The organism is Thioclava sp. F34-6 (genome assembly GCF_002213235.1).
Classification (GTDB): domain Bacteria; phylum Pseudomonadota; class Alphaproteobacteria; order Rhodobacterales; family Rhodobacteraceae; genus Thioclava; species Thioclava nitratireducens.
The window spans coordinates 304,973-327,455 of sequence record NZ_NBOA01000005.1; the positions used below are offsets into that span (position 1 = coordinate 304,973).

Annotated in this window: 26 protein-coding genes; 1 reads left to right on the forward strand and 25 read right to left on the reverse strand. The window is 64.6% G+C overall.

The features are described 5' to 3' along the window. Window positions 1-5: 5 nt before the first annotated feature. The 25 genes from nuoK to B6V72_RS12770 all read right to left on the reverse strand — a co-directional run bounded on the left by nuoK (window position 6) and on the right by B6V72_RS12770 (window position 21,047). A complete protein-coding gene (nuoK, locus tag B6V72_RS12650; RefSeq protein WP_075774485.1) occupies window positions 6-311 on the reverse strand; it encodes an NADH-quinone oxidoreductase subunit NuoK in 306 nt (101 codons plus the stop codon). Between the two features lie 49 nt (window positions 312-360). Further along, window positions 361-969, reverse strand: a complete 609-nt coding sequence (locus B6V72_RS12655; RefSeq protein ID WP_075774484.1) for an NADH-quinone oxidoreductase subunit J — start codon at window positions 967-969, stop codon at window positions 361-363. Beyond that, window positions 966-1,376: a carboxymuconolactone decarboxylase family protein gene (locus B6V72_RS12660; protein ID WP_075774483.1), complete on the reverse strand. Its 411-nt coding sequence runs from the start codon at window positions 1,374-1,376 to the stop codon at window positions 966-968. The genes B6V72_RS12655 and B6V72_RS12660 overlap by 4 nt, the downstream gene beginning before the upstream one ends. Then, the gene (nuoI, locus tag B6V72_RS12665) at window positions 1,373-1,864 is read right to left on the reverse strand and encodes an NADH-quinone oxidoreductase subunit NuoI (protein WP_075774482.1); all 492 of its coding nucleotides are present in this window, start codon (window positions 1,862-1,864) and stop codon (window positions 1,373-1,375) included. The genes B6V72_RS12660 and nuoI overlap by 4 nt, the downstream gene beginning before the upstream one ends. A 3-nt stretch (window positions 1,865-1,867) precedes the next feature. Beyond that, complete coding sequence (gene nuoH, locus B6V72_RS12670; RefSeq protein WP_075774481.1) at window positions 1,868-2,905, reverse strand: NADH-quinone oxidoreductase subunit NuoH; 1,038 nt, start codon at window positions 2,903-2,905, stop codon at window positions 1,868-1,870. Between the two features lie 15 nt (window positions 2,906-2,920). Next, entirely contained in the window at window positions 2,921-3,331 is a 411-nt protein-coding gene (locus B6V72_RS12675; protein ID WP_075774729.1) for a hypothetical protein, read from the reverse strand. A 14-nt stretch (window positions 3,332-3,345) separates the two neighbouring features. Continuing rightward, window positions 3,346-5,379 carry an NADH-quinone oxidoreductase subunit NuoG gene (nuoG, locus tag B6V72_RS12680; RefSeq protein WP_088735725.1) on the reverse strand — a complete coding sequence of 678 codons (2,034 nt, stop codon included), beginning with the start codon at window positions 5,377-5,379 and terminating at the stop codon, window positions 3,346-3,348. A 52-nt stretch (window positions 5,380-5,431) separates the two neighbouring features. Then, entirely contained in the window at window positions 5,432-5,770 is a 339-nt protein-coding gene (locus B6V72_RS12685; RefSeq protein WP_088735726.1) for a hypothetical protein, read from the reverse strand. Continuing rightward, window positions 5,761-6,138, reverse strand: coding sequence for a hypothetical protein (locus B6V72_RS12690; RefSeq protein ID WP_143597887.1), 378 nt, complete (start codon window positions 6,136-6,138; stop codon window positions 5,761-5,763). Before B6V72_RS12690 ends, B6V72_RS12685 begins: the two co-directional genes overlap by 10 nt. 5 nt (window positions 6,139-6,143) lie before the next feature. Beyond that, entirely contained in the window at window positions 6,144-7,439 is a 1,296-nt protein-coding gene (nuoF, locus tag B6V72_RS12695) for an NADH-quinone oxidoreductase subunit NuoF (protein ID WP_075774477.1), read from the reverse strand. Between the two features lie 10 nt (window positions 7,440-7,449). Then, a complete protein-coding gene (locus tag B6V72_RS12700) occupies window positions 7,450-7,665 on the reverse strand; it encodes a DUF5337 family protein (RefSeq protein ID WP_088721780.1) in 216 nt (71 codons plus the stop codon). 10 nt (window positions 7,666-7,675) lie between these two features. Continuing rightward, window positions 7,676-8,587, reverse strand: a complete 912-nt coding sequence (locus B6V72_RS12705) for a hypothetical protein (protein WP_088718901.1) — start codon at window positions 8,585-8,587, stop codon at window positions 7,676-7,678. A gap of 50 nt (window positions 8,588-8,637) precedes the next feature. Continuing rightward, window positions 8,638-9,873 carry an NADH-quinone oxidoreductase subunit E gene (locus B6V72_RS12710; protein ID WP_088735727.1) on the reverse strand — a complete coding sequence of 412 codons (1,236 nt, stop codon included), beginning with the start codon at window positions 9,871-9,873 and terminating at the stop codon, window positions 8,638-8,640. After that, window positions 9,873-11,114, reverse strand: coding sequence for an NADH-quinone oxidoreductase subunit D (locus B6V72_RS12715; protein ID WP_088735728.1), 1,242 nt, complete (start codon window positions 11,112-11,114; stop codon window positions 9,873-9,875). Before B6V72_RS12715 ends, B6V72_RS12710 begins: the two co-directional genes overlap by 1 nt. After that, window positions 11,114-11,725: an NADH-quinone oxidoreductase subunit C gene (locus B6V72_RS12720; protein WP_075774472.1), complete on the reverse strand. Its 612-nt coding sequence runs from the start codon at window positions 11,723-11,725 to the stop codon at window positions 11,114-11,116. The genes B6V72_RS12715 and B6V72_RS12720 overlap by 1 nt, the downstream gene beginning before the upstream one ends. A gap of 12 nt (window positions 11,726-11,737) precedes the next feature. Beyond that, complete coding sequence (locus B6V72_RS12725; RefSeq protein WP_075774728.1) at window positions 11,738-12,262, reverse strand: NADH-quinone oxidoreductase subunit B; 525 nt, start codon at window positions 12,260-12,262, stop codon at window positions 11,738-11,740. Then, window positions 12,262-12,627: an NADH-quinone oxidoreductase subunit A gene (locus B6V72_RS12730; protein ID WP_075774471.1), complete on the reverse strand. Its 366-nt coding sequence runs from the start codon at window positions 12,625-12,627 to the stop codon at window positions 12,262-12,264. Before B6V72_RS12730 ends, B6V72_RS12725 begins: the two co-directional genes overlap by 1 nt. A gap of 297 nt (window positions 12,628-12,924) precedes the next feature. Then, a complete protein-coding gene (locus B6V72_RS12735) occupies window positions 12,925-13,707 on the reverse strand; it encodes a crotonase/enoyl-CoA hydratase family protein (protein WP_088725087.1) in 783 nt (260 codons plus the stop codon). Beyond that, window positions 13,700-14,563 carry a hydroxymethylglutaryl-CoA lyase gene (locus B6V72_RS12740; RefSeq protein WP_088735729.1) on the reverse strand — a complete coding sequence of 288 codons (864 nt, stop codon included), beginning with the start codon at window positions 14,561-14,563 and terminating at the stop codon, window positions 13,700-13,702. Before B6V72_RS12740 ends, B6V72_RS12735 begins: the two co-directional genes overlap by 8 nt. Next, window positions 14,556-15,224, reverse strand: a complete 669-nt coding sequence (locus tag B6V72_RS12745) for a glutathione S-transferase family protein (RefSeq protein WP_088721784.1) — start codon at window positions 15,222-15,224, stop codon at window positions 14,556-14,558. Before B6V72_RS12745 ends, B6V72_RS12740 begins: the two co-directional genes overlap by 8 nt. Continuing rightward, entirely contained in the window at window positions 15,221-17,137 is a 1,917-nt protein-coding gene (locus B6V72_RS12750) for an acetyl/propionyl/methylcrotonyl-CoA carboxylase subunit alpha (RefSeq protein WP_088721785.1), read from the reverse strand. The genes B6V72_RS12745 and B6V72_RS12750 overlap by 4 nt, the downstream gene beginning before the upstream one ends. A 130-nt stretch (window positions 17,138-17,267) precedes the next feature. After that, a complete protein-coding gene (locus tag B6V72_RS12755) occupies window positions 17,268-18,872 on the reverse strand; it encodes a carboxyl transferase domain-containing protein (RefSeq protein ID WP_088718906.1) in 1,605 nt (534 codons plus the stop codon). Next, window positions 18,869-19,384 (reverse strand): lysozyme inhibitor LprI family protein, encoded by a 516-nt coding sequence (locus B6V72_RS12760; RefSeq protein WP_088735730.1) that lies wholly within the window; start codon window positions 19,382-19,384, stop codon window positions 18,869-18,871. Before B6V72_RS12760 ends, B6V72_RS12755 begins: the two co-directional genes overlap by 4 nt. Beyond that, window positions 19,381-19,887, reverse strand: coding sequence for a lysozyme inhibitor LprI family protein (locus tag B6V72_RS12765; RefSeq protein WP_088735731.1), 507 nt, complete (start codon window positions 19,885-19,887; stop codon window positions 19,381-19,383). Before B6V72_RS12765 ends, B6V72_RS12760 begins: the two co-directional genes overlap by 4 nt. Beyond that, window positions 19,887-21,047 carry an isovaleryl-CoA dehydrogenase gene (locus tag B6V72_RS12770; RefSeq protein ID WP_088718909.1) on the reverse strand — a complete coding sequence of 387 codons (1,161 nt, stop codon included), beginning with the start codon at window positions 21,045-21,047 and terminating at the stop codon, window positions 19,887-19,889. The genes B6V72_RS12765 and B6V72_RS12770 overlap by 1 nt, the downstream gene beginning before the upstream one ends. Before the next feature lie 184 nt (window positions 21,048-21,231). Here B6V72_RS12770 and B6V72_RS12775 point away from each other — a divergent pair, with 184 nt between their 5' ends. Then, window positions 21,232-22,473, forward strand: coding sequence for an FAD-dependent oxidoreductase (locus tag B6V72_RS12775; RefSeq protein WP_088735732.1), 1,242 nt, complete (start codon window positions 21,232-21,234; stop codon window positions 22,471-22,473). Window positions 22,474-22,483 lie beyond the last annotated feature (10 nt).

Sequence of the window (22,483 nt, forward strand, 5' to 3'; positions counted from 1 at the left end):
GTCCCTTATCCCTTCATCACGTTGACGTCTTCGACCTCGATCGAGCCGCGGTTGCGGAAGAAGACCACGAGGATCGCAAGGCCGATCGCGGCCTCGGCTGCCGCAACGGTCAGCACGAAGAGAGTGAAGATCTGTCCGACGAGGTCATCCAGATAGGCCGCGAAGGCCACCAGGTTGATATTCACCGCCAACAGCATGAGTTCGATCGACATCATGATGACGATCACGTTCTTGCGGTTCACGAAGATCCCGAAAATGCCGATCACGAACAGCGCGGCAGCCACGCCAAGGTAATGTTCCAATCCGATCATGCGTTCACCCTCGTTTCCGAACTCGCGTTTTTCGCTTGCTTTTGTTCGCTCACAGCCCCTGCCCCGGTTTGACGTCCACCATTTCCATCGTCTTGGACGGATCGCGATGCATCTGCGCGATCACGTTCTGGCGCTTGACGTTGGTGCGATGGCGCAGCGTCAGCAGGATCGCCCCGATCATCGCGACCAGCAGGATCAGGCCCGCCGTCTGGAAGAGGTAGAGGTATTTGTCATAGACGAGCAGACCGATCGCCTGCGCGTTGGTCATGCCCTCGGGTACCGGATCGGCACGGAGGTTTTCCGCCATGCCGGAGGTCTGCCACGCCCCGAAGGCGATGCCCAGCTGCACCAGCATGATGACCGCGATCAGAAGACCCAGCGGCATGTAGCGCGCCAACTCCCCCTTGAGCGCGGCGAAATCGATGTCGAGCATCATCACCACGAAGAGGAAAAGCACCGCGACCGCGCCGACATAGACGATGATCAGCAGCATTGCGACGAATTCCGAGCCCAGAAGCACGAAAAGCCCCGCCGCCGACAGGAAGGTCAGGATCAGCCAGAGCACCGAGTGGACCGGGTTCTTGGAAATCACCACCATGAAGCCCGCGACCAACGCCGTGATGGCGAAAAGGTAGAAGGCGAAAGCAAACACCGTCATTCGTTCTCTCCCGAATTCTCGTCGAAGACCGATTGCGCGATCTCGAGCGCGCGGGTCATGGCGGGCACCCCGCCGAACATGCTCATCTGAAAGATCACCTCGGCGATCTCGCGTTGCGTGGCCCCGGCCTCGAGCGCGTGGCGGATCGTCAGGCGCAGCTGCGAGTCCGCCTGCGCGCCCAGCACCGTGAGCGCCGCAATCGTCACCAGAAGCCGGGTCCGGCTGTCGAGCCCTTCACGGTTGAAGGTCTTGCCGAACCACATCTCCATCATGTCCTTGGACATGGTGGGGAAGAGCTTCTCCATCGCAGCCGGGTTGAAACTTTCCAGCGCCGGATTGAACAGCCGGGCCATCTCGGCCGACTGCTCCATCATCGTGCTGAAGAGTTTCGAAAAATCGTCGGTCATCTGTAAGGCGCATCCAGTTCGAGGTTGCGTGCGATCTCGGCTTCCCAACGGGCCCCGTTCTCGAGGAGCTTCTGCTTGTCGTAGAACAGCTCCTCGCGGGTCTCGGTCGAGAATTCGAAATTCGGACCTTCGACGATCGCATCGACCGGGCAGGCTTCCTGACAGAATCCGCAATAGATGCATTTCGTCATGTCGATATCATAGCGCGTCGTGCGGCGCGAACCGTCGGCGCGGGGTTCCGCGTCGATCGTGATCGCCTGCGCCGGGCAGATCGCCTCGCACAGTTTGCACGCGATGCAGCGCTCTTCCCCGTTGGGGTAGCGGCGCAGGGCGTGCTCGCCGCGGAAGCGCGGCGAAAGCGGGCCCTTCTCGTGCGGGTAGTTCAGCGTGGGTTTCGGCGCGAAGAAATAGCGCATCCCCAGACCGAAGCCTTTGATGAAGTCCACCAGCAGGAAATACTTGGCAGCGCGGTTATAGTCGAAAGCCATCTATCAGCTCCCCATCGCCCAGCGGGCCCAGAAGTGCCCGAAGATTTCGAATTTCGCGAGGAAGGCGATGATCACCACCCAGGCCAGCGACAGCGGCAGGAAGACTTTCCAGCCAATCCGCATAAGCTGGTCGTAGCGGTAGCGCGGCACGATCGCCTTCACCATCGCGAACATGAAGAAGAAGAACACCATCTTGGCGAACATCCACAGCACCCCGTCGGGCAGCCCCGGGATCGGGGACAGCCAGCCGCCGAAGAACAGGATCGACATCAGCGCGCACATCAGCCAGATCGCGATATATTCGCCGGCCATGAACAGCAGATACGGGGTCGAGCTGTATTCAACCATGAAGCCCGCGACGAGTTCGGATTCCGCTTCCGGAAGGTCGAAGGGCGGGCGATTGGTCTCGGCCAGCGCCGAGATGAAGAACAGCGCCACCATCGGCAGGTGCGGCAGCCAGTACCAGCCCAGCAGGCCCCAGCCGGTATCCTGCGCGCGCACGATGTTCGACAGGTTGAGCGAGCCGGTCGAGATCACGACGCCGATGATGATCAGGCCGATCGAGACTTCGTAGGAGATCATCTGCGCCGCGGAACGCAGCGAACCGAGGAACGGGTATTTCGAGTTCGACGCCCAGCCGCCCATGATCACGCCATACACCTCGAGCGAGGAAGCCGCGAAGACGAACAGAAGTGCGACGTTGATATCGGCGAGCACCCAACCGTCGGCAAACGGGATCACCGTGAAGGTCAGCAGCGCCAGCACGAAGCTCAGGATCGGGGCGAGGAAATAGACGAACTTGTCGGCGCCCGCCGGCACGACGATTTCCTTGACCACGTATTTCAGCGCATCCGCGAAGGTCTGCATCAGGCCCCACGGCCCGACGACGTTCGGCCCGCGACGCATCTGCACGGCAGCCCAGATCTTGCGGTCGCCATAGACCAGCCAGATCATCGAAAGCATCACGAAGGCGATAACCGCCAAGCTCTGCAGCACGATCAGCAGGAAGATCCCGAAAGGTGTCGTGAAGAATTCAGCCATGATGTCCCACTCTCTTCATACGGTCGGAATGCCGCGATCCTTGCAATCGGCGACGGTCACTTCCGCGTCGATCGTCTTGAGTCCCTGCGGCAAGGCGGGCGAGATGGTGTAGACCGCATCTGCCCGCCAGATGCCACCCTCTTCAGTCACATTCGTGCGCACATGGCGCGCAAATCCATAGCCACGCACCAGCGCGTATTGCGCGGCTGCGCATTGGGCATAATCGGTCGCCGCTTTCTCGCTGGCGCCCTCGCCCGAGACACGCGCGCGGATCTCCACCAGATCGCTGTCGAGGAGCCGCGTTTCGGTGCCCCGATAGACCGGCTTGACCGCGCTATCCCCCTGCGCCCCGCCGGTGGGCGTGCACGCCGCCAGCCCGGCCAGAAGGCCGGGGGCGAGCGGTGCGATATTGGGCAGGGTCTGCATCATCCGTCTCAATCTCACTCGGCGGCCACCGGCGCTTCGGCCCGCGCTTTCGCGAGGCTGGCGCATTCGCCCATCACCACGGAGGCCCGTGCGATCGGATTGGTCAGGTAGAATTCGCGGATCGGCAGGCGGAAGGTGGCCTTGCCCATGTCGCGCGGCTCGATCGCCCGCACTTCGTTCTCCACGACCTGATCGACCTGCGCCAGATGCGGTACCGCCTCGACCATCGCGCGGCGCAGACCTGCAAGCGTGTCCCAGGGCTGCTTGGCGTCCAGCTCAGCCGAAAGCGCGCGCAGGATCGCCCAGTTCTCTTTCGCCTCGCCCGGCGGGAAAGCCGCGCGGAAGGCAAGCTGCGGACGGCCTTCGGTGTTCACGAAGAGGCCGTTTTCTTCCGTGTAGGCCGCGCCCGGCAAGATAACGTCGGCGCGGTTGGCTCCGCGGTCGCCGTGGCTGCCCTGATAGATCACGAAGGGACCGCCCTCGGCGCGCGGGGTGATCTCCACCTCGTCGGCGCCCATGTTGTAGATGACTTCTGCGCCGTCGATGGCCGCGAGCAGACCGCCCTCGGTCACTGCCCCCACATCCATCGCGCCGACACGGGCCGCAGCGGTATGCAGCACCATGAACTTGGCGTTGGAATTCTCGGCCAGCTTCATCGCATGGGCCAGAACCGCCTCGCCATCGGCTTCATTCAGAGCGCCCTGCCCGATGATGACGACCGTGTTCTTGGCCTTCGTCTCGTCGGAGATCGTCTTGGAGGACAGCTCGGCCAGCGCGGCGCGGTCGGTGCCGACATGCTCATAGTCATAGGTCAGGTCGCAGGCTTCACCGACGAGACCGACGTTCGCGCCCTTGGCCCAGGCCTTGCGGATGCGCGCGTTCAGTACGGGTGCTTCCACGGCCGGGTTCGCGCCGATGATCTGCACCATCTCGGCGTTGTCGAGATCCGCGATCGTCGCGTTGCCCACATAGCCGTAGCGGTTGCCGATCGGCAGACGCGCTCCGTCGGTGCGGCATTCGACTTTGCCGCCCAGCCCCTCGATCAGCTGCTTGAGCGAGAAGGCTGCCTCGGTCGAGACGAGATCGCCGACGAGACCGGCGACTTTCTTACCCTTCATCGCTTCGGCGGCGGCGCTCAGAGCCTCGCCCCAGCTTGCGGGCTTCAGCTTGCCGTCGACGCGGACGTAAGGCCGGTCGAGACGCTGGCGGCGCAGACCGTCCCAGACGAAGCGGGTCTTGTCGGAGATCCACTCCTCGTTCACCTCGTCATTGTTGCGCGGCAGGATGCGCATCACTTCGCGTCCCTTGGTATCGACGCGGATGTTGGAGCCCACGGCGTCCATCACGTCGACGGTCTCGGTCTTGGTCAGCTCCCACGGACGCGCGGTGAAGGCGTAGGGCTTCGAGACCAGCGCGCCCACCGGGCACAGGTCGATGATGTTGCCCTGCATGTTCGAGTCGAGCGTCATGTTCAGGTAGTTCGCGATCTCCGCGTCCTCGCCCCGGCCGGTCTGGCCCATCTGGGTGATGCCCGCGACTTCGGTGGTGAAGCGCACGCAGCGGGTGCAGGAGATGCAGCGCGTCATATGGGTCTCGACCAGCGGGCCGAGGTTCAGCTCGGTCGCGGCGCGCTTGGGCTCGCGGTAACGGCTGAAGTCCACCCCATAAGCCATTGCCTGGTCTTGCAAATCGCATTCGCCGCCCTGGTCGCAGATCGGGCAGTCGAGCGGGTGGTTGATGAGCAGGAACTCCATCACCCCCTCGCGGGCCTTCTTGACCATCGGCGAATTCGTCTTGATCACCGGCGGCGCGCCTTCCGGCCCCGGGCGCATGTCGCGCACCTGCATCGCGCAGGAGGCGGCGGGCTTCGGCGGGCCGCCCACGACTTCCACAAGGCACATCCGGCAGTTGCCTGCGATAGACAGACGCTCGTGGTAGCAGAACCGCGGGATCTCGATCCCCGCCTGTTCGCACGCCTGGATCAGCGTGAGGTTCGGATCGACCTCGACCTCGTTCCCGTCGATGATGATCTTTCTCAGGTCAGCCATGGCTATCCGTCTCGTCTCTTCGGGCGCGAGGTTGCCCCCGCGCGGGTTTATTTCACGCCGCGTTGCCGCAGCCCATCGGGAAGACCCAAGCGCCATCCCGGTAAGTATCATTGATCGACGAGGCCACAGCCCCGCCGCAGATGGCGTTCGCGGCCCGCTTGGCCTCGGCGCCCTCGTAGTTCGCAAAGGGCGCGGCCTGCCGCATCACGACCAGCGCGCCGTTCGCATCATAAGCCGCTGTGTAACCCTCAACCGCCGCCAGACGGCGCGGACCTTTGGAGGCCTCGTTACCGCCCGTCGTGCCCATGCAGCCGCCAAGCGCCAGCGCGCAGCCCGATATGATCACAGCCCGCATCATGCAGCCCTGTGCCGTGGTAGGGTTCAGTTCCATCTGAGAACCTCCGCGACGGTGCTGCGCCGCAATCCGCCCTGATCCCACAAGATATGCGCGTGATCGTCCTGATTGATCTGGATCGCAACAAGCGAGGGATTGCCCGGCGGAAGCAGCGCCCCGGTCGCGACCTCGAAAGAGCGGCCGTCCGGCTGGGCGCAGCGGAACACCACGTCTCCGGTATCGCCCTTGATCGTGTATTCGATCTCGCGCCCGGTCCGCAGCGAGACCTTGCCGGTGGTGTTGAACACCTGGCACGCCGTCCCCTTCGGGAAGAACCCGAAATCGACCGTCAGCTTCGCCGGCTCGGCGGCGGCACCGCCGGCGAGCGAAAGAAGGGTCAAACTGGCAAGGGACAGGCGTTTCACGATACTCACTCCGCAGCCATCGCGCCCATGCGGCCCGTCTTGCGGGCCTTGATGCGGTCTTCGATCTCTTCGCGGAAGTGACGGATCAGGCCCTGGATCGGCCAGGCGGCCGCGTCGCCGAGCGCGCAGATCGTGTGGCCTTCGACCTGTTTCGTCACATCGAACAGCATGTCGATCTCTTCGATCTCGGCTTCGCCGCGCACGAGGCGATCCATCACGCGCATCATCCAGCCGGTGCCTTCGCGGCAGGGCGTACACTGGCCGCAGCTCTCGTGCTTGAAGAACTTGGACAGGCGCCAGACCGCTTTGATCACGTCGGTGTTCTGATCCATGACGATCATGCAGGCGGTGCCGAAGCTGGATTTCAGCTCGCGCATGCCGTCATAGTCCATGATCGCGTCTTCGCATTGCTCGGCGGGCAGGATCGGGCAGGATGCGCCGCCCGGGATCACCGCCTTGAGGTTCTTCCAGCCTCCACGGACGCCGCCGCCATGCTTCTCGATCAGTTCCTTCATCGAGATCGACATGGTCTCTTCGATGACGCAGGGCGTGTTGACGTGGCCCGACATCGCAAACAGCTTCACGCCGGTGTTGTTCGGACGACCGAAGGAGGCATACCACTCCGCGCCGCGACGCAGGATTGTCGGGACAACGGCGATGGATTCCACGTTGTTCACCGTGGTCGGGCAACCGTAGAGGCCCGCGCCTGCCGGGAAAGGCGGCTTCATCCGGGGCATACCTTTCTTGCCTTCGAGGGACTCCAGCAGCGCCGTTTCCTCGCCGCAGATATAAGCGCCCGCGCCGTGCGACAGGTAGACGTCGTAATCATAGCCGGAGCCGCAGGCGTTCTTGCCGATCAGCCCGTCTTCATAGGCCTCGTCGATCGCGCGCTGCAGCGCCTCTTTCTCGCGGACATATTCGCCGCGGATGTAGATATAGGCCGCCGCGGCGCCCATCGCGAAACCGGCGATCAGCGCGCCTTCGACCAGCGTATGCGGGTCGTGGCGCATGATCTCGCGGTCCTTGCAGGTCGCGGGCTCGGATTCGTCGGCATTGATCGCGAGGAAGGCGGGACGCCCGTCGCTTTCCTTCGGCATGAAGGACCACTTGAGCCCCGTCGGGAAGCCTGCGCCACCGCGCCCGCGAAGGCCCGAAGCCTTCACTTGCTCGATGATCCAATCCTTGCCTTTCGACAGGATCTCGCCAGTGCCGTCCCAATGCCCGCGCATCTTCGCGCCCTGCAGAGAGCGGTCATGCATCCCGTAGAGATTGGTGAAGATCCGGTCTTGATCCTTCAGCATATCGCTTCCCTCACTTGCCGGCTTTCCGGCGCCAGATGCGCCAGACGAGTGCCAGCGCGTAGATATAGGCGGCTATCGCCGCGAGATCGCCGATCAGCGCGACCTGCGCCGACCAGCCCTGTTGTCTTCCGATCCATTGCAGGAGGAGCCAGAGGATCGTGGCGACGGCGATGATAAGGGCGGCCCTACGCCCCAACGCCCTGTCGTGCTCGTCGATCTGGCTCATTCACCCCCGCTCAGTAATCGTTCGTCTTCGCCCGTTCGAGGAACGCATCCATGCCTTCCTCGACGATGATTTTCGCCTGGCTGACCCACTTGTCGCGGGTGCAGCGGCCCTTGAAACGCGGCACGTTCTGGTCCGCATAGGCAATCTCTTCGGGGCCCCATTTCGCGATCTGGTCGAAATGGTAAATGCCCCAGCCGTTCAGCGTCTCTTCAAGCTTCGGCCCGACGCCTTCGATCTTCTTGAGATCGTCGGCCCCAGCCTTGCGCGGCTGCTTGAGCCCGCGCGGCTTCTTGCCGGCGCCTTCGGCGGCCTCGGGTTGCCCCCCGGCACCGGCAGAGGACGTGTCCGCGACCTGCGCCGACATCGCGGAGAGCGGGGTCGCATCCTCGCTCTCGGGCTCCGGCGCGTCCGCTTTCGGCTCAGCTTCGGCCTCTGCCGCAGCCTCTTCCGCTGCAGGCTCAGCTTTGGGCTCTTCCGCCTCGGCTTCGTCCGTCGCGGGCTTGGTTGTCGGGCCGGGCTCGGGCCTGTCGGCCTCGGGCGTGGCCGCCTCGTCTTTCGGCGCGACCGCGTCGGCGCGCTCCACCTCGCGCTCGGCTACGGGCGTCGGAGACGCCGCCGCCGCCTGCGCCTGTGCGGCAACGCCTTCGGGAGACGACGCGTTGAAGCTCTCAACGGGGCTTTCGGGGATCTCGGAGCCCTCGTCCGAGGCCCCGGTGCCGTCCGCCTCGCCTTGAACCCCATGCTCGGAGCAGAACGCCCAGATCAGGAAGGCCCCGAACAGCAGGAAGGTCATCAGGCCAAGGAAGAGCGCCACGAAGAAGGGCTCATGCGCCACAACCATCAGGAAAACGGTGACCACGATCCCCGTAATGCCTGCCCAGATACCTGCCTTGCCGCGGCACCCCTGTGTCTGATCACCCATTCCCGTCTCTCCATTCACGCCGCCTAACGGCGGTCTCTACCCTGTTGCGCTTACTCGTAAATGCCATCTTTCTTTGCGCGGGACGAGAATTCGGTCTCTGCCCCGCTGGCCAGTTTCTCTGCCTGACCTTTCCAGTCGTCGCGGCTCGCGCGACCCTTGAACCCTTCGAGATTTGCGTCAACCCATGCGAGTTCCGCATCGGACCAGGCCGCGATCTGGTCGAAGTGATAGATGCCCATCGAATGCAAGAGCGTCTCCAGCTTCGGCCCGACGCCCTTGATCATCTTCAGATCATCTGCCCCGCCGTCGCGCGGCGCATCGAGAAGCTTGGGCTGTTCACCCTTGGACACGGCGGTGTCGGCCTTCGCATCGGCTTCGGTGCCCACGGGCTCGCGCTTCGAGCGCGGAACGGACTTCGAGGTGGCGGGCGCCTCGGCCTCGGTCACGCCGGTCTTGTCCGCGGGCGTGCCCTTGGCAGGCTTGGCCTCGGTCTTCTTGGCCGCCTTGCGGGCCTCGTCCTGTTGCGCGGCGGAGCGCGGACGCTCCTGCCCCATCGTGCCGATCGGACCGCGCTGGCCGGAGCTTTGCCACGGCGCTTCCAGCGGCACCTCGGTGCCGTCGATGCGCTTGATGGTGTCGCCGATCGCGAGCGCACGGGCGACGGAATAGTTGTAGTCTTCCTTGTCACCCTTGGTCTCGGTGAGCGCGGTCAGACCCGACGCGGGCTCCGACGAGAAGCGACCCGTCTGCGAGCCGGGCTTCGGCACGGTGCCGTTGCCCATCTCGTCGATCAGCTTCGCGAGGCTCTCCTCGGTCAGATCTTCGTAGTAATCCTTGCCGACCTGCATCATCGGGGCGTTCGCGCAGGCGCCGAGGCATTCGACCTCTTCCCACGAGAACTTGCCGTCTTCCGAGAGCTGGAACGGCTCGGGGGCGATCTTCTCCTTGCAGACCTTCATCAGGTCTTCCGCGCCGCAGATCATGCACGAAGTGGTGCCGCAAATCTGCAGGTGTGCGACCGAGCCGACCGGGGCCAGCTGGAACATGAAGTAGAAGGTCGCGACCTCGAGCGCCCGCATATAGGGCATGTCGAGCATCTCGGCGACGTATTCGATTGCCGGACGGCTCAGCCAGCCTTCCTGTTCCTGCGCGCGGAACAGCAGCGGGATGATCGCCGAGGCCTGACGGCCGACCGGGAACTTGGTCATCTGGGCCTTGGCCCATGCGAGGTTCTCGGGCGTGAACTCGAAACTATCGGGTTGTTCCGGGTAAAGACGGCGAAGCATTAGCGGTCAACCTCCCCGAACACGATATCCATCGTGCCGATGATTGCAGACACGTCGGCGAGCATGTGCCCCTTGGCGACGTGATCCATGGATTGCAGATGCAGGTAACCCGGAGCGCGGATCTTCGCGCGATACGGCTTGTTCGTGCCGTCGGCCACCAGATAGACGCCGAACTCGCCCTTCGGCGCTTCGACGGCGGCATAAACCTCGCCCGCGGGGACGTGGAAGCCTTCGGTATAAAGCTTGAAGTGGTGGATCAGCGCTTCCATCGAACGCTTCATCTCCGACCGCTTCGGGGGCGTCACCTTGCCGCGAGCAAGCACGTCGCCCTGATTTTCCGGCATCCGCAGTTTCTCGATCGCCTGCAGGACAATCTTGGTCGACTCGCGCATCTCGGCCATCCGGCAGAGGTAGCGGTCGTAGCAGTCGCCGTTCTTGCCGATCGGAATCTGGAAGTCGAACTCGTCATAGCATTCGTAGGGCTGCGCACGACGCAGATCCCATGCAAGGCCGGAGCCGCGCACCATCACGCCGGAATAGCCCCATTGCTGGATTTCTTCCTCGGAGATGACGCAGATATCGACGTTGCGCTGCTTGAAGATGCGGTTCTCGGTCAGCAGCCCTTCGATGTCGTCGAGCACTTTCGGGAAGTGATGCGCCCATTCCTCGATATCGTCGAGCAGCTTCGGCGGCAGATCCTGGTGCACGCCGCCGGGCCGGAAATAGGCCGAGTGCAGACGCGCGCCGCATGCCCGCTCGTAGAAGACCATCAGCTTCTCGCGCTCTTCGAAGCCCCAGAGCGGCGGCGTCAGCGCGCCGACATCCATCGCCTGCGTCGTCACGTTCAGCAGGTGGTTCAGGATGCGCCCGATTTCGGAATAGAGCACGCGGATCAAAGAGCCGCGACGCGGCACTTCCACGCCGGTCAGCTTCTCGATCGCCAAGCACCACGCATGTTCCTGGTTCATCGGCGCAACATAGTCGAGCCGGTTGAAGTAAGGCAGGTTCTGCAGGTAGGTGCGGCTTTCCATCAGCTTCTCGGTGCCACGGTGCAGCAAGCCGATATGCGGGTCGGCGCGTTCCACCACCTCGCCGTCCAGCTCCAGCACCATGCGCAGCACACCGTGGGCGGCCGGGTGTTGGGGACCGAAGTTGATGTTGAAGTTGCGGATGCGCTGCTCGTCGGTCAGCGTGTCCTTCGAGCCGTCATCATAGACATTGTTGCGGATATCGCCGTCCATTATTTCGCCTCCTCGCCCTTCTCGTCACCGGGAAGGATGTATTTGGCCCCTTCCCATGGCGAGAGGAAATCGAACTGCCGGTATTCCTGCGTCAGTTTCACCGGCTCATAGACGACGCGCTTGAGCACTTCGTCGTAACGAACTTCGACATAGCCCGTCGTCGGGAAATCTTTGCGCAGCGGATGGCCGCGGAACCCGTAATCGGTCAGCAGACGGCGCAGGTCCGGGTGGCCCGAGAACAGGATGCCGAACATGTCGAAGACCTCGCGCTCGAACCAATCGGCACAGGGGTGCAGCTTGGTGATCGAGGGCACCATGTCCTCTTCGCGGATCGCCGTTTTCACACGGATGCGCTGGTTGCGATACATCGAAAGGTAATGCCAGACGACATCGAAACGCTGCGGACGCTCGGGCCAGTCGATAGCCGTGATGTCCACGAGGTTCGTGAAGCGGCAATTCGGATCGTCGCGCAGGAACTCGGTGAAGGCGGGAACCGATTGGGTGGTGATCGTAACCGTCAGCTCGTCGAAGGCGATCTCGGTCGAGACCACGTCATCGGGGCGCTTCAGCTCGATATGGCCGGCCAGTTCGCGAAGGGCAGTATCGTCCATCTCTCGCTCTCCTCAGCGCACCAGCGTGCCGGTGCGGCGGATTTTGCGTTGCAGCTGAAGGATGCCGTAAAGCAGCGCCTCCGCCGTGGGCGGGCAGCCCGGAACGTAGATATCGACCGGCACGACGCGATCGCAGCCGCGCACCACCGAATAGCTGTAGTGATAATACCCACCGCCATTCGCGCAGGAGCCCATCGAGATCACGTAGCGCGGCTCGGGCATCTGGTCGTAGACCTTGCGCAGAGCGGGCGCCATCTTGTTGGTCAGGGTGCCGGCGACAATCATCAGGTCGGACTGGCGCGGCGAGGCGCGCGGCGCGGTGCCGAACCGCTCGAGGTCGTAGCGCGGCATCGAGACCTGCATCATCTCGACGGCGCAGCAGGCAAGGCCGAAGGTCATCCAATGCAGCGAGCCGTTGCGCGCCCAGTTGATGATGTCTTCCGTTGAGGTCAGCAGGAAGCCTTTGTCCTGCAGCTCCTTGTTCAGCGTCTGCGTCGCAACTTCGCGATCCGCACCTGCGGTATTGGCAGAGGTCATCACGCCCATTCCAGCGCCCCTTTCTTCCACTCATATGCGAATCCTACGGTGAGAACCGCGAGGAAGACCATCATTGACCAGAAACCGACCATGGAAATCTGGCCGAAGGCCACCGCCCAGGGGAACAGGAAGGCCACTTCGAGGTCGAAGATGATGAAGAGGATGGAAACGAGGTAGAAACGAACGTCGAACTTCATCCGGGCATCGTCGAAGGCGTTGAAACCGCATTCATAGGCCGACACCTTCTCGGGGTCGGGATTGCGGACCGCCACCACCGCCGCTGCGAGCATGAGCACAAGGCCCAACACGATCGCCATGGCGAGAAAGATGAGGATGGGAAGATATTCGCGCAGCATGTCATGCATGGGCTTGGCTCCCTAACATCGCGACGACTTGTCGCGCAGGTTCTGGCTAGGCGAGCAATAGCCTTGCGCCCCATTGGGGTCAACCGAGAGCAGGCCGGAAAATCATGCAAATGCGGGCCGCGGGTGCTTTTTGCATACGAAGGTATGCGAAATCTGCGAGCTTGCAGAGCCGCTCAGAGCCTGCCCGCGTTGGACTGCGCCGCTTTTGTCGCGACGCAGTCTTTTGACAAACTTAATCAGAGTTTGAATTTTCGGAATATTTGCCTTGCGCGTGGTGGGGCGCTTCTTAAGGCCGCCTTAAGCTTTCCATGCCGGATCGCGCTTCTCGAAAAACGCGGTGATTCCTTCATCCGACTCGGCGGATTCCCAGCGAGTCACCAGCGCCTCGATCGTCATGTCGATCACGCTCTCGTCGATCCGCGGCCCCAGCGACCGGACGAGCGCCTTCGCCTCTGCCACCGCGCCCGGTGCGCAGGCGAGATAGGGCTCGGCCTCGGCCATCACGGCCCGCTCCAGCATCTCGGGCAGGACAACCTTGGCCAGCAACCCCAGATCACGCGCCTCGGCGGCCTCGAAGAGTCGCGCGGACATGAAAACGCGGCGCGCCCGCGCCTCGCCCATGCGCGCGACCACGTAAGGAGAGATCGTCGCGGGCGTCAGACCCAACCGCGTCTCGGTCAGACCGAATTTCGCACCCTCGACGCCGATGGCCACGTCACAGACCGACATCATGCCGATCCCGCCGCCGAACGCATTGCCCTGCACCGCGCCGATCACCGGTTTCGGGCACGTGTTGAGCGCCTGCAGCATCCCCGCGAGCTTGCGCGCTGCCGCCGCGCGCTCTTTCGCGCCCGCCGCGATCTGACTCTGCATCCATTTCAGATCCCCGCCCGCGCAAAAGCTGCGGCCTTCAGCGGCGAGGATCACCACGCGCACGGCGTCATCGGTGCCAAGCTGGCCGATGGCCGCGGTGATCTCTTCCATCATCTGCTCGGAGAGCGCGTTATGCTTCTCCGAACGCGCCAGCGTGAGCCGCGCGATGCCACGCGCATCGGTCTCGGTCTTGATCGTGTCAAACATCGCCCTGCCCTTTCATTTTCTTCGCCATCGCGGCGGCCTCAGCCAGAACGGCCGAATCCAGCCCGGTCTCGTAGCCTAAAGCCCCGAGTCGCGCCTGCACCGCCTCCGTCGCGACATTGCCCGCCGCGCCGGGCGCGTAGGGGCATCCGCCCAAACCGCCGACGCAGGCATCGAACACCCGCAGGCCCATCTCCAGCGAGGCTTCGATATTCTCCAGCGCCCGCCCGGAAGTGTCGTGAAAATGCCCGGCGAGCTTTTCCGCCGGAACTTCGTTCAGCACCGCGCGCAGCATGGCCGTCACGCTCTCGGGTGTGCCCTGCCCGATCGTGTCGCCGAGGCTGATCTCGTAGCAGCCCATGTCGCGCAGCTGCGCTGCGACGCGGGCGACACTCTCCGGCGGCGTCTTTCCGTCGAAGGGACAATCGGTGACGACGGAGATGTAGCCACGGACTTTCACATTATCGGCTTTTGCGGCCTCCATGATCGGCAAGAACCGCTCCAGACTTTCACTGATCGAACAATTGAGGTTCGCGCGCGAGAAGCCCTCGGACGCAGAGGCGAAGATCGCCACCTCATCGGCCTTGGCCGCTTTCGCTGCCTCATAACCTTTCATGTTCGGCGTCAGCGCGGCGTAGGAAACGCCCGGTCGGCGCGCGATCCCAGCGAAGACCTCTGCCGAGTCGGCCATTTGAGGCACCCATTTCGGGCTGACGAAAGACCCTACTTCGATCCGACGGAACCCGGCCCGGCTCAGGCAATCGACCAGCGCGATCTTGTCGGAAAGCGCGATCTGGCGCTTTTCGTTCTGCAGCCCGTCACGCGGGGCCATCTCGAAGATTTCGACACTCTCAGTCATGGGTTTGCTCCATCGGGGGCAGCTCGTAGAAATCCTGCGCATACATGCTCGCACCGCCCTTCTCGACCGCGCGCTGATAGGCAGGCCGCGCCTCGATCCGGTCGCGATAGGCGGAGATGTTCGGGAAGCCCTCGCGCGGCACGAAGCGGAACATCGCGTCGATATTGAACCCCATCATGCAATCGGCCGCCGAGAACGTCCCGATCATCCAATCGCGCCCGACCAGATGCGCCTCCAGCGCCTTCATCGTGACGCCAAGCCGCTTCGTCTCGAGCGCCATCATCGCGGGCGAGCGCGCCTCGGGCGGGCGCAGGAAGATGTGTTGAATGTTAAGGCTTTGCAGGATGTTGCCCTGCGTCTCCGCGAAATGCACCCATTCGAGGAAATCCGCGCGAGTGGGTTCGCCCGTGACAGGCGCAAGCCCAGCCTCGGGCCGCGTCTCGGTAAGGTATTCGACGATCGCGCCGCTCTCGAAGATCGAGCGCCCGTCGACCTCCAGCGCCGGGATGCGCCCCGCAGGCGAGAGTTCGCGAAACTCGGGACTGCGCAGCGAACCATCCGTGAGCGACCATGTCTGAAGCTCGTAGTCGAGCCCCATCTCTTCCAGCAGCCACAGCACCCGCATCGAACGCGCGCCGGGGATGTGATGCAGTCGGATCATGCCTCGTCCTCCAGCCGGATCAGCGCAGCGCCCGCTTCGACCTGTGCGCCTTCGGCGACCAGAACCTCGGCCACGACACCGTCGCGGGCTGCGCGCATCGTGTGTTCCATCTTCATCGCTTCCATGATCGCGAGCCGGTCGCCCGCCGCCACGGTGTCGCCGGCCGAGACGAAAACCGCCTTCACCAGCCCCGGCATCGGCGCCAGCGTCAGATCGGAGGCGTCGGCATCCGCGCCGCGCGCCAGCGGATCAGGAATGTCGAAACGATGCGCACCATGCAGGAAGATCGTGATCGTCCCGTCCGACTGCGCCATCCGCGCCCCTGTCTTCGCGCCGTTCACCCGCCAGCCATCCTCGGCCAGCTCGCACGCATGGGCCTCCTCGCCCAGCTCGACCGTGACTTGGCCCGGCCCGTGCACTCGGATCGCGGCCTCTTCCTCGAAAGGCACGGCGCGGCGCGGCGACTGCCAGAGGCTGAAGCCGCTCGCCTCGCCGTCCCAAAGCCCGGCAGCGGCGATCACGGCCAGCGCCTTCGCGGCAACCGGCGTCTCGGTCGGCGCGGCGAGCGCGTCGATCTCGCGCCCGATCAGCCCGGTATCGACCTCGCCCCGAGCGAAACCTTCGTGCCGCGCGAGCCGCGCGAGGAAGGCAAGATTCGTCACCGTGCCCGCGACTTCCGTCTCTTCCAGCGCTCGCGCGAGTTGCCCCAGCGCGGTCGCCCGCGTCGGCCCATGGGTGATGACCTTCGCGATCATCGGGTCGTACCACGGGCTGATCGTGTCGCCCGTACGCACCCCGGTATCAGCGCGACATCCATCGGCGAAACGCAGATGCGATAGCGTCCCCGTCGCGGGCAGGAAGCCTGCAGGCACGTCTTCGGCATAAAGACGCGCCTCGAACGCATGGCCGGTGATCGTCAGATCGCCTTGCGCGCAGGGCAGCGGCTCGCCCGAGGCCACGCGCAATTGCCATTCGACCAGATCGACGCCGGTGATCGCCTCGGTCACGGGATGCTCGACCTGCAGACGAGTGTTCATCTCCATGAACCAGAACCGATCCGGGCGCAGACCGTCCGAGCCGTCCACGATGAACTCCACCGTGCCCGCGCCCTTGTAGCCGATCGCTTCGGCGGCGCGCGTCGCCGCCTGCCCCATCGCCTCGCGCATCTCGGGCGTCATGCCCGGCGCGGGGGCTTCTTCGATCACCTTCTGGTGCCGGCGCTGGAGCGAGCAGTCGCGCTCGAACAGATGCACCGCTTTATCACCATCGCCGAATACCTGCACCTCGATATGGCGCGGCGAGCCGATGAATTTCTCGATCAGCACGGCGGGATTGCCGAAGGCGGTCTGCGCCTCTCCCTGCGCGGAAGCCAGTGCATCCGCGAAGTCGGACGGCGCCTCGACCAGCCGCATCCCCTTGCCGCCGCCGCCCGCGACCGCCTTGATCAGCACCGGGTAGCCGATCGTGTCAGCCGCGCCCGCGAGATGCTCGGGGTCCTGATTGTCGCCGTGATAGCCCGGCACGACAGGCACGCCCGCCTTTTCCATCAGCGCCTTGGCCGCGTCCTTGAGCCCCATCGCGCGGATCGCCTTGGCCGAGGGGCCGATGAAAACCAGCCCCGCCGCCTCGACGGCGTCGACGAAATCTGGGTTCTCCGAGAGGAACCCGTAGCCCGGGTGGATCGCCTGCGCGCCGGTCTGTTTGGCGGCCTCGATGATCGCATCACCGCGCAGATAGCTGTCTTTGGGCGCGGGGCCGCCAATGGCCACCGCCTCATCGGCCATCGCCACATGGCGCGCCTCGCTGTCGGCCTCGGAATAGACGGCTACGGTCGCCACGCCCAGTTTGCGTGCAGTCTCGATCACGCGACAGGCGATCTCCCCGCGATTGGCGATCAGGATCTTGGAAAACATGTCGGTCTCCCCTTTGAGAGCGTCGGAGGGGGCGCTGCCCCCGCTCCTGCGGAGCCCCCCGGGATATTTCGGCCAAGTCGAAGATTTGCACTTCCTCTTGGCCAAAATATCCCCGCCGGAGGCATGAAAGTTACATCCGGAACAGGCCGAAGCGGGTCGGCTCGATCGGGGCGTTCAGCGCGGCAGAGAGCGAGAGCGCCAGCACGTCGCGCGATTTGCGCGGGTCGATGATGCCGTCGTCCCAAAGCCGCGCCGAGGCGTAGAGCGGGTGCGACTGGCGCTCGAACATCTCGATGGTGGGGCGCTTGAACTCGGCCTCTTCTTCGGCCGACCACTGGCCACCCTTGCGCTCGATCCCGTCGCGTTTGACGGTGGCGAGCACGCCCGCCGCCTGTTCGCCGCCCATCACGGAGATTCGCGAGTTGGGCCAGGTCCAGAGGAAGCGCGGGGAATAGGCGCGCCCCGCCATACCGTAATTGCCCGCCCCGAAGGAGCCGCCGACCAGCATGGTGATTTTCGGCACCGAGGTGGTGGCGACGGCGGTGACCATCTTCGCGCCGTGACGCGCGATGCCTTCGTTTTCATATTTCCGCCCGACCATGAAGCCGGTGATGTTTTGCAGGAAGACCAGCGGGATCGAGCGTTGCGAGCAGAGTTCGATGAAATGCGCAGCCTTCTGGGCGGCTTCCGAGAACAGCACGCCGTTATTCGCGACGATGCCGACGGGGCAGCCTTTGACATGGGCGAAGCCGGTGACGATCGTCTCGCCGAAGCGCGGCTTGAACTCGTCGAAGCGCGAGCCGTCCACCAGACGCGCGATGACTTCGCGGATATCATAGGGGGTGCGCAGGTCTGCCGGGACCACGCCGAGGATTTCCTCGGGATCGTAGACAGGCTCCTCGGGCGATTGCCAATTCACCGTCGAAGGTTTCGTGTAGTTGAGATTGCCGACCGCGCGGCGCGCCAGCGCCAGCGCATGGGCGTCGTCTTCGGCCAGATAATCGGCCACGCCCGAGAGCCGCGTATGCACATCGCCGCCGCCGAGGTCTTCGGCGGTGACCACCTCCCCCGTCGCCGCTTTCACCAGAGGCGGCCCGGCAAGGAAGATCGTGCCCTGCTCCTTCACGATGATCGTCACATCCGACATCGCGGGCACATAGGCACCGCCTGCCGTGCAGGACCCCATCACCACCGCGATCTGGGCGATGCCCTTCGCCGACATCCGGGCCTGATTGTAGAAGATGCGCCCGAAATGGTCGCGATCGGGGAATACCTCGTCCTGATTGGGAAGGTTCGCGCCGCCCGAGTCGACGAGGTAGATGCAGGGGAGATGGTTTTCCTCGGCGATCTCCTGTGCGCGCAGGTGCTTCTTCACCGTCAGCGGGTAATAGGTGCCGCCCTTCACGGTGGCGTCGTTGGCGACCACCATGACTTCCTGGCCCTGCACCCGGCCGATCCCGGCGATCACGCCCGCACAGGGAGCCGCGTTGCCATACATGTCATGCGCCGCCGTCGCGCCGATTTCCAGAAACGGCGAGCCGGGATCCAAGAGCCCCGCCACCCGTTCGCGCGGCGCCATCTTGCCGCGCGAGAGGTGCCGCTCCAGCGCGGCGGGACCACCGCCTGCCGCCGCCTGTGCGGCAGCCTCTTCGATCTGCGACAGCGCGTCGAGATGCGCCTTGCGATTGGCCTGAAAGTCCTCCGACGAGGTCAGGGCCTGCGATACCAGTTTCATTCCATCCTCCCCAAATCGCGCAGTTCCAGCGCGCGTTGCGCCGTACGCTCGAGGTAGCATTGCGACGCCACGACCGTGCGGATCGTGCCGTCCTTCCAAATCTCGTAGAGCAGCCCGCAATCGGCGTCGCGATACTGCCCCCACGCGCTTTGCGCATCGAGCAGCATGTTGGCGAGGTCGGTGCCCCCCTGCTCCAGCAGACGGGCGCGCGCCGCCTTGTATTGCGACTTCGCGATATCGTCCCAGACTTGCGCCTCGCCCTGAAGACACGCCGAAATACCCAGAGTCGTAGCGCCGCCCGGCTCATCCTGACAGGCTGCAGCCGCCTCGCCGATACAGGCGGGATGGGTGTCCTTCGCCCCGTCAAAACAGGCGCGCACCGCGTTCGGGTCAACGCTCGGTTCCTGCGCCAAGGCGGGGGACGCGAGCATCAGGCCGCCCAGCAACCATGCCAATTTCATCGCGCGTTTCCGTTTCTCAGAGCGCCCGTGCAGGCGGAGTGTCCGTGTCATGGGCGCGCCTCGCCAGCCAGCAGCCCGGCCCAACTCTGCAATTCGAGCGCATGTTCGGCGGTCTTGCGCATCAGGCAGCCCGCCTCCTCCGCCTCTGCGCCCTCGCTCTGCAGCGCGGCCCCATAGGCGCAGGCGCCATCGCGGTAGCGCGCCCAGGCAGCTTCCGCCTCGCCCAGCTGCGCGCCTTGCAATCCGGACGGAGACTTGCCCGCCGCGATCTTTGCCGCGTCGCTGGCCGCTGCCGCCCGCCGCAAGCTGTCGAGGGCTGTCGCCGCCCGGTCGGACCAGAGGGCGCGCTCGGCATCATAGCAGGCGCGGCGGTCGTGGACGCTCGCAGCGTCACCGATGCATTGCTCCGCCGCTTTGCCGATGCAGGACGCAGGGTCGTCAGCGCCCGAAAGGCAGCTCTCCAAAGCGGCCGGATCGAAATCCGCCCCTGCCCCTTGGGCCTGCGCCGCCAAAGGCGCCGCAAGCCCGATCAGGAGGAGAGCGCCGGCGCGCATCACGCGGCTCCCATGATCTCGCGACCGATGAGCATCCGGCGGATTTCCGAGGTGCCCGCGCCGATCTCCATCAATTTCGCGTCCCGGAACAGGCGCGAGACGTTGGAGTCGTTGAGGAACCCGGCGCCGCCAAGCGCTTGCACCGCCTGATGCGCCTGCACCATCGCCTGCTCGGAGGCGTAAAGCACGGTCGCCGCAGCATCCTGACGGGTCACGGCGCCGCGATCACAGGCTTTCGCGACCTCGTAGGTATAGGCGCGCGCGGTGTTCATCGCGACATACATATCGGCGATCTTGCCCTGCATGAGCTGGAAATTCCCGATCGGCTGGCCGAACTGCTCGCGCTCCTTGCAATAGGGCACGACCTCGTCGAGGCAGGCCATCATGATGCCGGTGCCGATGCCGGAAAGCACCACGCGCTCGTAATCGAGACCCGACATCAGAACGCGCACCCCACGCCCCTCTTCGCCCAGCACATTCTCGAAGGGCACCTCGCAATCCTCGAAGAACAGCTGTGCCGTGTTAGAGCCGCGCATGCCGAGCTTGTCAAAATGCTTGGAAGTGGAGAAGCCCTTGAAATCCTTCTCGACGATGAAGGCGGTGATGCCCTTGGAGCCAGCTTCCGGGTCGGTCTTGGCATAGACCACGAGCGTGTCGGCATCGGGCCCGTTGGTGATCCAGTATTTATGGCCATTCAGGACGTAATAGCCGTTGCGCTTCTCGGCCTTGAGCTTCATGCCCACCACGTCCGAACCCGCGCCGGATTCCGACATCGCGAGCGCGCCGACCGACTGTCCCGAGATCAGTCCGGGCAGGTATTTCTTCTTCTGCTCGTCCGAGCCGTTCAGCTTGATCTGGTTCACGCAGAGATTGGAATGCGCGCCGTAGCTGAGCGCGATCGAGGCCGAGGCCCGCGCGATTTCCTCGGTGGCCACGACATGAGCGAGATAGCCCATCCCGGCCCCGCCGAATTCTTCAGACACGGTGATCCCGAGCAGGCCAAGCTCGCCCATCTCGGTCCAAAGCTCGTTCGGAAACTCATTGTCCAGATCGGTTTTGGCCGCGATCGGGGCCACGCGCTCGGACGCCCAACGGCGCACCATATCGCGCAGTGCGGCGATATCCTCGCCCAGATCGAACTCCATCGAACCTGCGAACATCGGATCTCCTCCCCCGGTTTATTGAACGCACGTTCATTTATGCGCAATTGTCGAGTCGGGTCAAGAGCCGTGGCCCCGGCCCCGGGCAAACGACGTAGCGGCACGAACCCGCGGCGCAGGGGCTGGTAAGGCGCGGCGATTGCCGCCACAAAGAGGCTTGGGACATGGAAACACGGGAGCGGAGATGGGGCAGCCACGTCATATCGTGATCGGAGCGGGCATCGTCGGCATGATGACCGCATGGGCGCTGGCGCGGCGCGGGCTGCCGGTGACGGTGGTCGACCGCCTGCCCGGCCCCGCGGAGCTGTGTTCGCGCGCGAATGCCGGGATCGTCTCGATCGGCCATTCGAGCGCATGGGCGGGGCCGGATGCCTTGCCGCAGCTGCTGCGCGCGATGGCCGGGCGCAATCCCGGCGTGAAGCTGACCGCGCCGTTCGATCCGGCGCTATGGCGTTGGGGGACACGCTTCCTGCTCAACTGCACAGGCGCCGCGCAGGCCCGGAACACCGCGCGGATGATGCGGCTGGCCGAGACCGCGCGCGCCGCCCTGCCCGAGATGGCGCAGGAGCTGGAGCTGGACGCACTTATCCGCTTCGAGGGCGGACTCTATCTTTATAATGCGACGAATGAGATCGACGCCCATGACGACGGGCGGTTGACGCGGATCGACCCGGACTGGCTGGCCGAGAACGATCCGCCGCTCGCCAGGGCGGGTTTTGCGGGCGGGTTCCTCTCGCCGATGGATGCCGCGGGCAATTGCCACGAGGTGACCCGCGCCGCCGCCAAAGCGCTTTCCGCCAAGCACGGTGTGCAGTTTCGCTACAACAGCGCGGTGACCGGGTTCAGCCATGCCCATGGCAAGATCACCGGGGTCAACCTCGCCGACGAGACGCTGCCTGCGGCGCAGGTGATCCTCGCCACCGGGGTAGAGACGCCCGATCTGGCCCGGCCTCTGGGCTTTGCGCCGGATATCTACCCGGTGAAGGGGTATTCTGGGACATGGGAAGTGCGCGACCAGAGCCGCCTGCCCCGCCACCCCTATATCGACGAGGCCGCGATGCTGGCCGTGGCGTCTTATGGCGGGGTGTTGCGGGTTACCGCGATCGCCGAATTCGCCGGGCGCGACCGGACGCTGCGCGAGGATCGCACCAAGGTGCTGACCGATTACGTCGCCGCACGCTTCTGCGATGCGGTGAGCGATGCGCCGCCCGTTCTCTGGACCGGGCTGCGGCCCTCGACCCCGCATGGCCCGCCCTTCCTTGGCCGGGTGAAGGCTTACGACAACCTGTGGGTCAATGCGGGCCACGGGCAGTTGGGCTGGACGCTTTCGGCGGGCTGCGGCGCGCTTCTGGCCGATGCGATCACCGGTGCCGCCAACGGCCCGCGCGAGGTGTCGGCCCCGGCGCGCTGGCTGATGCCTCTGTGACGCCCGAGAC

Coding starts and splice junctions, on each gene's coding strand:
- B6V72_RS12660 (WP_075774483.1), bottom strand. CDS start 1,376: ATGACCGACGATTTTTCGAAACTCTTCAGCACGATGATGGAGCAGTCG.
- B6V72_RS12750 (WP_088721785.1), bottom strand. CDS start 17,137: ATGTTTTCCAAGATCCTGATCGCCAATCGCGGGGAGATCGCCTGTCGC.
- nuoF (WP_075774477.1), bottom strand. CDS start 7,439: ATGCTGAAGGATCAAGACCGGATCTTCACCAATCTCTACGGGATGCAT.
- B6V72_RS12740 (WP_088735729.1), bottom strand. CDS start 14,563: ATGACTGAGAGTGTCGAAATCTTCGAGATGGCCCCGCGTGACGGGCTG.
- B6V72_RS12765 (WP_088735731.1), bottom strand. CDS start 19,887: ATGCGCGCCGGCGCTCTCCTCCTGATCGGGCTTGCGGCGCCTTTGGCG.
- B6V72_RS12770 (WP_088718909.1), bottom strand. CDS start 21,047: ATGTTCGCAGGTTCGATGGAGTTCGATCTGGGCGAGGATATCGCCGCA.
- B6V72_RS12755 (WP_088718906.1), bottom strand. CDS start 18,872: ATGAAACTGGTATCGCAGGCCCTGACCTCGTCGGAGGACTTTCAGGCC.
- B6V72_RS12730 (WP_075774471.1), bottom strand. CDS start 12,627: ATGCATGACATGCTGCGCGAATATCTTCCCATCCTCATCTTTCTCGCC.
- B6V72_RS12760 (WP_088735730.1), bottom strand. CDS start 19,384: ATGACACGGACACTCCGCCTGCACGGGCGCTCTGAGAAACGGAAACGC.
- B6V72_RS12715 (WP_088735728.1), bottom strand. CDS start 11,114: ATGGACGGCGATATCCGCAACAATGTCTATGATGACGGCTCGAAGGAC.
- B6V72_RS12705 (WP_088718901.1), bottom strand. CDS start 8,587: ATGGGTGATCAGACACAGGGGTGCCGCGGCAAGGCAGGTATCTGGGCA.
- B6V72_RS12700 (WP_088721780.1), bottom strand. CDS start 7,665: ATGAGCCAGATCGACGAGCACGACAGGGCGTTGGGGCGTAGGGCCGCC.
- B6V72_RS12655 (WP_075774484.1), bottom strand. CDS start 969: ATGACGGTGTTTGCTTTCGCCTTCTACCTTTTCGCCATCACGGCGTTG.
- B6V72_RS12720 (WP_075774472.1), bottom strand. CDS start 11,725: ATGGACGATACTGCCCTTCGCGAACTGGCCGGCCATATCGAGCTGAAG.
- B6V72_RS12710 (WP_088735727.1), bottom strand. CDS start 9,873: ATGCTTCGCCGTCTTTACCCGGAACAACCCGATAGTTTCGAGTTCACG.
- B6V72_RS12725 (WP_075774728.1), bottom strand. CDS start 12,262: ATGACCTCTGCCAATACCGCAGGTGCGGATCGCGAAGTTGCGACGCAG.
- nuoK (WP_075774485.1), bottom strand. CDS start 311: ATGATCGGATTGGAACATTACCTTGGCGTGGCTGCCGCGCTGTTCGTG.
- B6V72_RS12675 (WP_075774729.1), bottom strand. CDS start 3,331: ATGCAGACCCTGCCCAATATCGCACCGCTCGCCCCCGGCCTTCTGGCC.
- nuoG (WP_088735725.1), bottom strand. CDS start 5,379: ATGGCTGACCTGAGAAAGATCATCATCGACGGGAACGAGGTCGAGGTC.
- nuoI (WP_075774482.1), bottom strand. CDS start 1,864: ATGGCTTTCGACTATAACCGCGCTGCCAAGTATTTCCTGCTGGTGGAC.
- B6V72_RS12745 (WP_088721784.1), bottom strand. CDS start 15,224: ATGATCCGACTGCATCACATCCCCGGCGCGCGTTCGATGCGGGTGCTG.
- B6V72_RS12775 (WP_088735732.1), top strand. CDS start 21,232: ATGGGGCAGCCACGTCATATCGTGATCGGAGCGGGCATCGTCGGCATG.
- B6V72_RS12735 (WP_088725087.1), bottom strand. CDS start 13,707: ATGTTTGACACGATCAAGACCGAGACCGATGCGCGTGGCATCGCGCGG.
- B6V72_RS12685 (WP_088735726.1), bottom strand. CDS start 5,770: ATGGAACTGAACCCTACCACGGCACAGGGCTGCATGATGCGGGCTGTG.
- nuoH (WP_075774481.1), bottom strand. CDS start 2,905: ATGGCTGAATTCTTCACGACACCTTTCGGGATCTTCCTGCTGATCGTG.